At 71.7% G+C, this 12,252-nt stretch carries 6 protein-coding genes; all 6 read right to left on the reverse strand.

Annotated elements, in window-relative coordinates; all coding sequences use genetic code 11:
• Positions 1 to 279 precede the first annotated feature (279 nt).
• Complete coding sequence (locus tag ACTWOL_RS12720) at positions 280 to 4,548, reverse strand: Rne/Rng family ribonuclease (RefSeq protein WP_474296771.1); 4,269 nt, start codon at positions 4,546 to 4,548, stop codon at positions 280 to 282.
• 295 nt (positions 4,549 to 4,843) lie between these two features.
• Complete coding sequence (locus ACTWOL_RS12725; protein ID WP_474296772.1) at positions 4,844 to 5,593, reverse strand: TIGR03936 family radical SAM-associated protein; 750 nt, start codon at positions 5,591 to 5,593, stop codon at positions 4,844 to 4,846.
• Between the two features lie 125 nt (positions 5,594 to 5,718).
• The gene (locus ACTWOL_RS12730; protein WP_474296773.1) at positions 5,719 to 6,936 is read right to left on the reverse strand and encodes a hypothetical protein; all 1,218 of its coding nucleotides are present in this window, start codon (positions 6,934 to 6,936) and stop codon (positions 5,719 to 5,721) included.
• A 63-nt stretch (positions 6,937 to 6,999) separates the two neighbouring features.
• Positions 7,000 to 8,178, reverse strand: coding sequence for an acyltransferase family protein (locus ACTWOL_RS12735; RefSeq protein WP_474296774.1), 1,179 nt, complete (start codon positions 8,176 to 8,178; stop codon positions 7,000 to 7,002).
• A 364-nt stretch (positions 8,179 to 8,542) separates the two neighbouring features.
• On the reverse strand, positions 8,543 to 10,471 hold the full coding sequence (locus ACTWOL_RS12740) for a TIGR03960 family B12-binding radical SAM protein (RefSeq protein WP_474296775.1): 1,929 nt from the start codon (positions 10,469 to 10,471) through the stop codon (positions 8,543 to 8,545).
• An 82-nt stretch (positions 10,472 to 10,553) separates the two neighbouring features.
• Positions 10,554 to 12,224 carry a CYTH and CHAD domain-containing protein gene (locus ACTWOL_RS12745; RefSeq protein ID WP_474296776.1) on the reverse strand — a complete coding sequence of 557 codons (1,671 nt, stop codon included), beginning with the start codon at positions 12,222 to 12,224 and terminating at the stop codon, positions 10,554 to 10,556.
• Positions 12,225 to 12,252: the final 28 nt, after the last annotated feature.

Consider the following 12,252-nt stretch of genomic DNA (forward strand, 5'->3'; position numbering starts at 1 on the left):
GCGGGCGTCCTGTGGGCCGCGCGAACCCCTCCGGCGTGATGCCGACGCCCCACCGAGGAATGCTTGGACCGGTCAGTCCGTGTCAACCGGGCCGGTCACCGACCGTATTCTCCAGGCGAGGCCCCGACACGGCAGCAACCGCCGTCACATTATCAGGGATTTCCTAGTCAATTTCTGGACCGTTAACGGCCCCAGGCATCAATTGCGCTACAAACGCAGCGCCCCGTTCCCCGCGAACGAGGACGGGGCGCATACGTTCAGCCACCGGCCACCGGTTGTTCAGCTTTCGGTCGCCGGGGGCGCCGATGCGGTGACGGAGGGCAACGACTGCTCCGCGGCGGCGGTCTTCTTCGCGGCCGCCTTGGTGGCCTTCGTCGCGGTCGTCTTCTTCGCCGCGGTCTTCTTTGCCACCGTCTTCTTGGTGGCGGCCTTCTTCGCCGTGGCCTTCTTGGCGGTCTTGCGGGCCGCCTTCTTGGCCGGGGCCGGACCGTCCGCGGCGGCACCGTCGTCCGGCGTGCCCGCCTCGGCGGCCGCGGTCACGGCCTCCGTCGCGCTGCCGGACCCCTCGGCCGAGCCGACCACGACGACCGCGGCCTCCTCGGCACCCGACGGCGAACCGGCGGGGGCGGTGACCTTGCGCGTCACCCGGCGACGGGCGCGCGGCGGAGCGGCGACCGCAGGCTCCGGCTCGGCGGCCGGGGTACCGGCCTCCGCCTCTGCCGGGACCTCCGCGACCGCGACGGCGGGCGTCACGATCTCGGTCGGTGCCTGGGTCACCTCCGCCGCCTTCGGCGAACCGGCCGGCGCGGACACCTTGCGGGTGGCCCTGCGACGGGTGCGGCCCGCGGGCGCCGCGGTCTCCTGCTCGACGGGCTGCTGCTCGGCGGCCAGCTCCTGCCCGCCCTCCGTCTCCGCGACGGCGGCCGGAGCCTCGGCGGGCTCCTCGACCGTCTCCGCGACGACGGGGGCCTGCGCCGGTTCGGCCTGCTGCGGCGCACCCGCCGGGGCGGTCGCCTTGCGGGTCGCCCGGCGGCGGCCCCGGCCCCGCTTGGCGGCGGCCTCGGCCTCGGCAACGCTCGAGTACAGCTCCTCGTCGGGGGCGAACGTGTCCGTCACCGGCTGAGCCTCGGGCGTCACGGGCAGCTCGGCAGGCGCGGGGGCCTCCGCGGCCACCTCGGCCCCGGTCTCGCTCTCCTCGGGCGCCTCGGCACCGGCCTCGTGCTCGTGGACGTGCTCGGCACCGCCACGGCCACGCTTCTTGCGCTTGCCGCCGCCACCGCCGATGGTGGACGGCTGCTCCATGTGCACGATCACACCGCGGCCGTTGCAGTGGACACAGGTCTCCGAGAACGACTCCAGCAGCCCCTGGCCGACCCGCTTACGGGTCATCTGGACCAGGCCCAGCGAGGTGACCTCGGCCACCTGGTGCTTCGTACGGTCACGGCCCAGGCACTCCAGCAGCCGCCGCAGCACCAGGTCACGGTTCGACTCGAGCACCATGTCGATGAAGTCGATGACGACGATGCCGCCCAGGTCCCGCAGCCGCAGCTGGCGCACGATCTCCTCGGCCGCCTCCAGGTTGTTCCTGGTGACGGTCTCCTCGAGGTTGCCGCCCTGGCCGGTGAACTTGCCGGTGTTGACGTCGACCACGATCATGGCCTCGGTCTTGTCGATCACCAGCGAACCGCCGGACGGCAGCCAGACCTTGCGGTCCAGCGCCTTCATCAGCTGCTCGTCGATCCGGTACGTCGCGAAGACGTCGGTCTCCGACGTCCAGCGGTTCAGCCGGTCCGCCAGGTCGGGCGCGACGTGCGTGACATAGCCGTGGATGGTCTCCCAGGCCGCGTCACCGCTGACGATCACCTTCGAGAAGTCCTCGTTGAAGATGTCGCGCACGACACGGACGGTCATGTCCGGCTCGCCGTAGAGAAGGGTCGGGGCGTTACCGCTCTTCGCCTTCTTCTGGATCTCCTCCCACTGGGCCTGCAGACGCTCGACGTCACGGCTCAGTTCGTCCTCGCTGGCGCCCTCCGCCGCGGTGCGGACGATCACGCCCGCGTCCTCGGGGACGATCTTCTTGAGGATCGTCTTCAGCCGGGCACGCTCGGTGTCGGGGAGCTTGCGGCTGATGCCCGTCATCGAGCCCTCGGGCACGTACACGAGGTAGCGGCCGGGCAGCGAGACCTGGCTGGTCAGCCGGGCGCCCTTGTGACCGATCGGGTCCTTGGTCACCTGGACCAGCACGGACTGGCCTGACTTCAGCGCGGACTCGATCCGGCGCGGGCCGTTGGCCAGGCCGAGCGCCTCGAAGTTGACCTCGCCCGCGTACAGGACCGCGTTGCGGCCCTTGCCGATGTCGACGAAGGCGGCCTCCATCGACGGCAGGACGTTCTGCACCTTGCCCAGGTACACATTGCCGACGTAGGAGGTCGACTGCTCCTTGTTGACGTAGTGCTCGACGAGCACGTTGTCCTCGAGGACGCCGATCTGGGTACGGTCGCCGTTCTGCCGGACGACCATCACGCGCTCGACGGCCTCGCGGCGCGCCAGGAACTCCGCCTCGGTGATGATCGGCACCCGGCGGCGGCCCTGCTCGCGGCCTTCGCGGCGGCGCTGCTTCTTCGCCTCGAGACGGGTCGAGCCCTTGATGGACTGAACCTCGTCGGAGGGCTCCGTCTCCTTGCGCCGCTCCCTGGGCTCACGGATCTTGACGACCGTGCGCTCCGGCTCGTCGTCACCCGGCTCGGAGTCGCCGGGCTCTCCGGTGCGCCGGCGGCGACGGCGGCGGCGCCGGCTGCTGCTGGTGCCCGCGGCGGACGGTGTGGCGACGTCGGAGTCCTCGTCGGCCTCCTCCTCGTCGGCACCTTCCGCCTCCTCCTCGGCCCGCTCGGCCTCCTCGGCGGCCTCGGCCTCGTCCGTATCCGCGGCCTCGCCACGGCGACGGCGACGGCCACCGCGGCGACGGCGACGGCTGGGCCGGTCCTCGTACTCGTCGGAGTCCTCGGCCTCGGCCTCGGCCTCGGCGACGGCCTCCTGGCCCTCCTCGGGCTCCTCGGACTCCGCGGGCTCCTCGGCTTCCGCCACGACGGTCTCGGCGGCCTCGCCACGGCGACGGCGGCGACGGCGCGTGACCGTCTCCGCGACCGGGGCGGCCTCCTCCTGCTCCTCGTCCTCGGTCAGGTCCGCCTGGTCCGCCGCTTCGGCGGCGGCAGCGGCAGCGGCCGTCTCAGGGGTCTGGAACACGGGCTCGGTGAACACGGGTGCCTGGAACACGGCGACCGCGGGACGGGCGGCCCGGCGGCGCTTCGGCTGCTCGACCTGCTCCGGCTGCTCGGCCTGCTTCGGCTGCTCGGAGCGCGCGGGCTCGGCGGTGAACTGCGGCTCGGTCGCCCTGCGCGAGGTGCGGCCGCGTGCCGCGGCGCGCCCGGCGGCCTCGCCCCCGGCCTCGTCGGCGGCGATCTGGGTGACCGTGTCCGTGGGCAGGCCCTCGTCGGCTCCGGTCTCGACGGCCTGCGAAGCACCGGCGGGTGCCGTCGCCTTGCGGGTGGCCCGACGACGGGTGCGGCCCGACGGTGCCTCTGCGGCTTCGACGGGCGCGGCCTCGGGGGACTCGGTGGCCGTGACGGCCTCGGCAGCCCCGGTCTCGACGGCCGTCGGCGCGCCGGTGCCGCGGCGCGCGACACGCCGACGCGTGCGTCCGCGCGGCGCCTCGGCCTCGCCCGCGTCTGCCGGCTCGGCGGCGGCAACGGCTTCGGTCTGCTCGGGCGCACCCGCCGGAGCGGTGGCCCGGCGGCGCCTGCGCGGTGCGGGCGCCTCGACGGCAGTGTCCTCGGTCTCCGCGGCGGTCTCGCTCACGGCACCTTCCTCGGTGTCCTCGTCCGATCCGGCGGCCACCGGCTCTGCGGCAGCGGCCTCCACAGGTGCGGGCGAACCCACCGGAGCGGTCGCCTTACGCGTCGCACGACGACGCACACGCGGCGCAGCCGCCTCAGCGACGACCTCAGCCGCCCCAGCAGCACCGGCCTCACCCTGAACGCCGGCCGACTCCACCACCGACTCGGCGGCAGCAGCCTCCACAGGCGCAGGCGAACCCACCGGAGCGGTCGCCTTACGCGTCGCACGACGACGCACACGCGGCGCAGCCGCCTCGGCAACGACCTCAGCCGCCCCAGCAGCACCGGCCTCACCCTGAACGCCGGCCGACTCCACCACCGACTCGGCGGCAGCAGCCTCCACAGGCGCGGGCGAACCCACCGGAGCGGTCGCCTTACGCGTCGTACGACGACGCACACGCGGCGCAGCCGCCTCAGCGACGACCTCAGCCGCCCCGGCAGCACCGGGTGCCGTTTCCGTCGACGCGGACGGTATGGCCGCGGCGACCGATGCCGTCACATCGGTGACGGTCTCCACCGGTGCGGTGGACACCGGCGGGCCCGCGGGGCGCGACGCCGCACGACGACGCCGCGGAGGCAGCGTGTCGCTGGGCGTGGAATTCTCGTTGTCTTCGATGTTGTCCCCGGTCGTACCGGGGGTGTTCTGCTCGAGCATGCGGGCGGTTCTCCCGTCGCGCTCCCGGGCGCCGCGCCGTGGTCCGGTCCGGCGGCTCGTCCGCGTGTGAAACGCGGTGTCCGCCGTCCGGGGCGCGGGCGCCGCACGGGAGCTGTATGTCCGCTCGCCGGTTCCGTACGCGATGTACGCACGGCCTGGCGAAAGTCTCCTGGTCTGAGCGCTGCCCGACCCTGGTGGCTCCCGAGTACAAGGGCGGCGCTTCGACGACTGCCCTTGCGCGGGACCGGCACCTGCCGCCTCCCTCCGGCATCGCCGGGGGATCCGACGCGGCGGGTCAGGCGGCCCCTGAGCGATCGGCCGGGGCGGCCATGACTGCCTCGCGGTCGGGCGCGAGCGGGTCGGTCACCGTGCCGGACTCCTCGTCGAAGAGCCCCTGCGCCAGCCTGGTCACCTCAGCGGGGACCGGCGGCGCCAGGTCGGCCACAGCTCGGAGACCGGACAGGACGTCGTCGGGTCGTACGGCAGGTGTCACGTGCCGAACAACCAGCCGCAGTATCGCACAGGGCCGCTCTCCCGGCCTATCAGGCTGTGGATACGTCGCCTCCAGCCCGGCCACGGCGGCCCGGCAGTCGAACGTCCGCATCCCGTTCTTCGCCATGCGCTGGACCTCGACCGTCCCTGCGGAGAGGAACGCCTTCACAGCGCGCTCGGTGTCGTCGGCGGCGACCCCGTCGAGCCTGAGCTCCCAGACCGACGCGGTCAGCCGGTCCGCGAGCCCCGATGTCCGTGCCTCGACCGCGTCCGTGATGTCGAGACCGGCCGGGAGCGACTCGTCGAGCAGGACCCGGAGCCGCTCGGGGTCCCGGGCCTCGGTGAGCGCGATCTCGAGGTACTCCGCCTCCGAGCCCGTACCGGTGGGCGCGGCGTTCGCGTAGGACACCTTGGGATGCGGGGTGAAGCCCGCCGAGTACGCCATCGGCACCCCGGCACGGCGCAGCGCACGTTCGAACGCACGCTGGAAGTCGCGGTGACTGGTGAACCGGAGGCGGCCGCGCTTGGTGTAGCGCAGTCGGATGCGCTGCACCGCGGGTGCGGGCGGCGGGCCTTCGGGCTGTCGCTTGCCCAGTGGTTCTTCTCCTCGGTGCGGGGCGGACGCGGTGGCGCGCCGCCCTCTGGCCTGCGTGCGTCCCCGCTGGGCCCTCTCCCGGCTCACCCTCGCTTGTGGAGGGAGATCTCGGGTCCGGGGCCCCCGTCGGGGACGGTCCGTATGGGTTGTGTGCCTTCCAGGTTACGCGCCCGTGCCGCCGCCGGTTCCGCGACCGGCACCTCCCCGGGCCCGCCGACGAGCGCGCGCCACGCCGCCCGGCGCGCCTCCCGCACGGTCTCCCGGGCCGAGGCGAGCGCTCCTCGCACGGCCTTTCCGGCCGCGATGCCCGCACGCCTGGCGGGACCCCACACCTGATCGCGGACGAAGTGGCCGACCGGGGTGCACACCTCGCGGTAGACCCACACCGCGGGGCGCCCGAGCAGATTCCAGGCGAGCCACTTCAATGCACGGCCGACGGCGCGCGAGACGTATCCCGCGATCCGCCAGGCGACCTTGAGCGCGTCGGCGGTCTCCCGCCCGAGTACGGCGAGGAACCGCCCGACGGGGAGGAGGATCCAGCGGTGGACGAAGACGGCGGGGACGACGACCAGCACCCGGACGAGCCAGACCACGGCCGTCCACACCCCGAGCGCGGCAGGCACGACGGCCCGCGCCCACAGCCAGACCAGGCCATGCCCGAGCGGGGTGAGCACCCACCGGTACAACGCGCTCCACGGCCACACGACCACCGCCCACACCAACCAGCCCACACCCCGGCCGAACGGCACAAGCAACGCCCCGTACACCCACACCAGACCGTGCCCCAGCGGAGTCAGCACCCACCGGTACAACGCGCTCCACGGCCACACGACCACCGCCCACACCAACCAGCCCACACCCCGGCCGAACGGCACAAGCAACGCCCCGTACACCCACACCAGACCGTGCCCCAGCGGAGTCAGCACGGCCCGGTAGAGCCACGCGAGCGGCACGGCGATGCCGTACCTGGCGACCGGCACGATCACATACCGCCAGAGAGCGACCCACGGCCAGTAGAAGACCGCCCTGCACAGCCACCACGCACCGTCGGCGACCATGGCGGCCGTCCAGCCGATCGCCCGGCCGACGGGAACGAGCAGGGTCTCGTACACAAAGGCCAGCGCCCGCCCGAGCGGGCGCAGCAGCACCCGGTGCAGCGCCTTCCCGCAGACGACGAGCAGATCCCAGACCATGCGTACGGGCACGACGACCAGCAGGACCACGATCCGCACCGGGATCCTGACGGCGATGGTGAGACAGCCTTCGGCCTCCGTCGGCTGTTCACGTTTCTCAAGCTCCACGATGTGCATGGACGCGACAAGCCGACCGGAGGTTCCCGTCACCCCCGCGCCGACGGCGTCAGGTCAGCGCAGCGAATCCGCGGGCCGGCGCTCCTGCACGAGCGTCGGTGCCGCGGGCGCCCGCCGGGCGTCCCACCACGTACGCAGCCGCCGCTCCAGCGGGCGTTCCACGGCGTAGTGCAACGCCGCGGCGCCGGCGAGCGAGACAACGAGAATGACCCCGTACCACTGCAGGTTCGACCAGCTCACCATCTCCTTCCCGAACCTGTCGCGGGCGATGTAGATGAAGGTCGCGTGGACGAGGTAGAACGCGTACGACCACTCGCCGAGCAGAACCAGCGGACGCCAGCGCAGCAGCGACCGCTTGCCGGTGAGGTCGCGCCAGGCGACTGTGGCGATCATCGCGGCGCAGAAGAAGATGATCCACTCTTCCTTCGTGACCCGGACGAAGGCGGCGAAGGTGTTTCCGGCCCGCTGGTCCGCGGTGGTGACCAGCCAGCCGACGAAGCCGGCGGCGCCCAGGAAGACCCAGAGGGGGGCGACGCGCACCCGCCAGCCCGAGAGCATGGCGCGCGCGATGGCGATCCCGATGACGAACTCGCTCAGCCGCACCACGGGGAGCGGCAGTTCCGCCGCCCAGGAATGCGGCCGGAACCAGACGTAGACGCGGTAGGCGAAGGCCGCGGCGAAACCGAGGGCCATCGCCACGAGGGCGCCGCGCACCCTCAGCCGCCGGAAGAGCCGATGCAGCGGCGGGAACAGGGCGTAGAAGAAGAACTCACAGGTCAGCGTCCAGGCCGCCGGATTCCCCGAGTACAGCAGGACCGGGTCACGCCACCAGCCCTGGATCAGTGGGACGGACAGCAGAAGGATTCCGATGCTGACCGGCTTGACCCAGCTCTGTGCCGGGTCGGGGCTGTAGCTGTAGAAAACGGGGATCGCGAACAGCAGGGCGACGAAGTGCGCGGGGTAGATCCGGGCGAAACGTCGCCAGTAGAAGGTGGGCGCGGTGACGCCCGGCCGCGCCGACCAGGTCAGCACGAACCCGGACAGCACGAAGAAGAGCGTCACCCCGTACTTCCCGAAGCCGACGACCTCATGGACCGGCAGCGGCGCCAGATTGGTCATGTGGTGGGCGAAGACGCCGAAGGCGGCCCACCAACGCAGTCCGGTGAGGGAGTCGAGTCGGCCGGCCCGGGAAGGCGGGACAGCCGCCGTCGACTGGTTCATGAAGTTGGTCACTCTCGTCGAGTTCGTCGTGGTCTCGCCAGAGTGTAAGGGAGGGCACCTGTTCGACAATGGGGAACTCCCCGCTGTCGGCCGCGAGGCGTCGGGGAGCCCTCGCTCATCTCAACTTCCGCCGGACGAGCGACTATTGGCGATGGGGCCCCCGTGCTCGCGTCAGTGCGCAAGAGCGCCCGCGGCGGGCGCCGACACGGCGTTCTTGACCGTGCCGGGGCCAGAGCTCCCGAGGTCCAGCTCGAGCTCCGCATCCCACCCGATGCCAGGGAACGCCTGATCGTCAAAGCGGGACACTTTCCCGGACGTTGTCCGCTGACGCCGTCGGCCCCGTCCGGTGTGGACGGGGCCGACGGAGCGGGCAGTGCTACTTGTTGACGACCGACAGCGGCAGCAGCTTCTTGCCGGTGGGGCCGATCTGGATGTCGAGGCCCAGCTGAGGACACACACCGCAGTCGAAGCACGGCGTCCAGCGGCAGTCCTCGACCTCGGTCTCGTCGAGCGAGTCCTGCCAGTCCTCCCAGAGCCAGTCCTTGTCGAGACCGGAGTCCAGGTGGTCCCAGGGCAGGACCTCCTCGTACGTGCGCTCACGCGTGGTGTACCAGTCGACGTCGACGCCGAACTCCGGCAGGGTCTTCTCCGCGCACTGCATCCACCGCTCGTACGAGAAGTGCTCACGCCAGCCGTCGAAGCGGCCGCCGTCCTCGTAGACGGCGCGGATGACGGCACCGACGCGGCGGTCGCCCCGGGAGAGCAGGCCCTCGACGATGCCGGGCTTGCCGTCGTGGTAGCGGAAGCCGATCGAGCGGCCGTACTTCTTGTCGCCGCGGATCTTGTCGCGCAGCTTCTCGAGGCGGGCGTCGGTCCCCTCGGCGGAGAGCTGGGGGGCCCACTGGAACGGGGTGTGCGGCTTGGGTACGAAGCCGCCGATCGACACGGTGCAGCGGATGTCGTTGGAGCCGGAGACCTCGCGGCCCTTCTTGATGACGTGGGTCGCCATGTCGGCGATCTGCAGCACGTCGTCGTCGGTCTCGGTGGGCAGACCGCACATGAAGTACAGCTTCACCTGGCGCCAGCCGTTGCCGTACGCGGTGGCGACGGTCCTGATGAGGTCCTCTTCCGAGACCATCTTGTTGATGACCTTGCGCATCCGCTCGGAGCCGCCCTCGGGGGCGAACGTCAGGCCGGAACGGCGGCCGTTGCGGGTGAGCTCGTTCGCCAGGTCGACGTTGAAGGCGTCGACGCGGGTGGACGGGAGGGACAGACCGATCTTGTCCGCCTCATAGCGGTCCGCGAGGCCCTTGGCGATGTCGCCGATCTCGCTGTGGTCCGCGGAGGACAGCGAGAGGAGGCCGACCTCCTCGAAGCCGGTCGCCTTCAGACCCTTCTCGACCATCTCGCCGATGCCGGTGATGCTGCGCTCCCGCACCGGGCGGGTGATCATGCCGGCCTGGCAGAAGCGGCAGCCCCGGGTGCAGCCGCGGAAGATCTCCACGGACATCCGCTCGTGGACGGTCTCGGCGAGCGGGACGAGGGGCTGCTTGGGGTAGGGCCACTCGTCGAGGTCCATCACGGTGTGCTTGGACACGCGCCACGGCACGCCGGACCGGTTCGGCACGACACGGCCGATGCGGCCGTCCGGCAGGTACTCGACGTCGTAGAAGCCCGGGATGTACACCCCGCCGGTCTTCGCCAGCCGCAGGAGCAGCTCCTCGCGGCCGCCGGGACGCCCTTCCGCCTTCCAGGCGCGGATGATGTCGGTGATCTCCAGGACGGCCTGCTCGCCGTCTCCGATCACCGCCGCGTCGATGAAGTCCGCGATGGGCTCGGGGTTGAACGCCGCGTGGCCGCCCGCGAGCACGATCGGGTCGTCGATCGTGCGGTCCTTGGCTTCCAGGGGGATGCCGGACAGATCGAGGGCCGTCAGCATGTTCGAGTAGCCCAGCTCGGTGGAGAAGCTCAGTCCGAGGACGTCGAACGCCTTGACCGGGCGGTGGCTGTCCACGGTGAACTGCGGCACGCCGTGCTCGCGCATCAGCGCTTCGAGGTCCGGCCAGACGCTGTAGGTACGCTCGGCGAGCACGCCCTCGCGCTCGTTCAGTACCTCGTAGAGGATCATGACGCCCTGGTTGGGCAGCCCGACCTCGTACGCGTCGGGGTACATGAGCGCCCAGCGGACGTCGCACTCGTCCCACGGCTTGGCGGTGGAGTTCAGCTCACCGCCGACGTACTGGATGGGCTTCTGCACATGCGGGAGCAGAGCTTCGAGCTGTGGGAAGACCGACTCGGCAGACATCTGGAACCTTCGTGGGCTGGCAGGGGGCGACTCTCAAGCGTAACCCGACCGGATTCACCCCTTGTACGCGATCGCCGGAAGGTCACTTCGTGAGTGACGCCCGCAGCCCCGGCCTTGACGCCTTCGCCCATACTCCGGGCAGCTCGCGCTCGCGATCCGCGGCCATGGCCTCCTCCTGGCCGTAGAGCAGGCCCCAGGTGAAGGAGGACTCACCGGCCGCCTGGGCCTGGACCGCCAGATCGCGCAGGGTCCCGCGGGCGACGACGCTGTCCTGGTGGTCGCCGAGCACGGTCTGGACGGCCTTCATCCGGCGGGCGAACTTCCCGGCGGCCTTGCCCAGGGCGGGGGTGGCGGCCTCGGCGGCGTAGCGGGCGCGTTTGGCGCCCTTGCGGGCTTCGTGCATGGCGACGTCGCGCTCGTGCCCTGCGGGGAGGTCGAGTGCGCGCTCCACTCGGCCTGCCAGCCGTTCGTAGTCCCTGATCACCGCCTTGGGCAACGCGTCGGACGGGGCGTCGGCGGCGGCGTTCCGCAGCGGCGGGTCGTCGAGCAGGGCGTCGAGCGCGTCCAGCAGGGTGCGGTAGCGCCTGCTGTCGAGTACGGCGACGGAGCGCTTGCGGGCGTCCGCGCGGTGGGCGGTGCCCCAGGTGCGCAGCCGTCCGCGTACGGGTCCGAGGAGCAGTGTCCTCGGCAGTGCCTCGATCCGGGCCAGGAGCCGTTCGGAGAGCACTTCCTGGTCCCGGGCGACGCCGAGTTCCCCGGCGAGCCACTTGAGCTCGTCCCCGAGTGGGTCGGTGACGGTACGGTCGATGATCTTGCGGTAGGTCTTGAATCCGCTGCGCATGCGGCGGGTGGCCACGCGCATCTGGTGCACCGCGTCGGGCAGGTCGCGGCGTACGGCGGGGTCGAGCGCGACGATGGCGTCCCGCTGCTCCCTCAGGTAGGCGAGCACGTGCTCCCCGGCGTGCTTCTTCTTCAGGCGTGCGCCGCGGTCCCGGACGGTCCCCGCGGCCTGCGGCACCTTCGGTGCGGTGTGGTCCTTGCCGGCGGGTGATCGCGCGGTATCGGCGTCTCGGGACGATTCCAGGGCCTCTGCGGTGCCTGCGGGGGCCACGGCGACGGGTGGTGCCTTCGGTGCGGGGGCCGAGTCCGGGGAGGGCTCGGTCTCCGCCAGGGCGCGCGCGAGTTTGGACGTCGCCGAGGAGCGGCGGATGCCCGCCTTGCGCAGGCGCTTGTCGACGGAGTCGAGGATCGCGGGGTCGGCGTCGTCGGCGAGCTCTGCTTCGATCTCCGTCCAGGTGGTCGTGGTGCCGCCGTCGCCGAGGCGTTCGGCGCGTACGGAGTCGACACTGAGCTCGGCCAGGAGTTCGCCCTGGTCGTCGACCAGATGGCTGATACTGCGGGTGGAGAGCAGCCGTACGACGGGGACGAGGGGTGTGTCGCGGGTGCGGGAGCGCAGGAGTGCGGCAAGGGAGTGCGGGAGTGCCGGGGAGAGGGGGGCGCGGATCTCGTCGCGGATGCCGGTGGCGACGGGGAACTTCAGGTGCCATCCCTCGTCGTCGCCGCCGGTGCGGCGGCGCAGGGTGATCTCGTCGGCGGCGAGACGCAGGTCCGCGGTGTCGTAGTACACGGCGTCGAGCTCGGTGACGCCCTTGTCGATGACGTCGGATACCGCCGCCACTCTGGTCAGGTCCGGGACGCGGGTCTCGCCGGTGGCTTCGTACTTCCGCTCGATCTCTCGCTTCGTATCCGCCATGAACAAAATCTAGACCGCCGGACTGGCC

This window comes from Micromonospora sp. IBHARD003 (genome assembly GCF_056106285.1).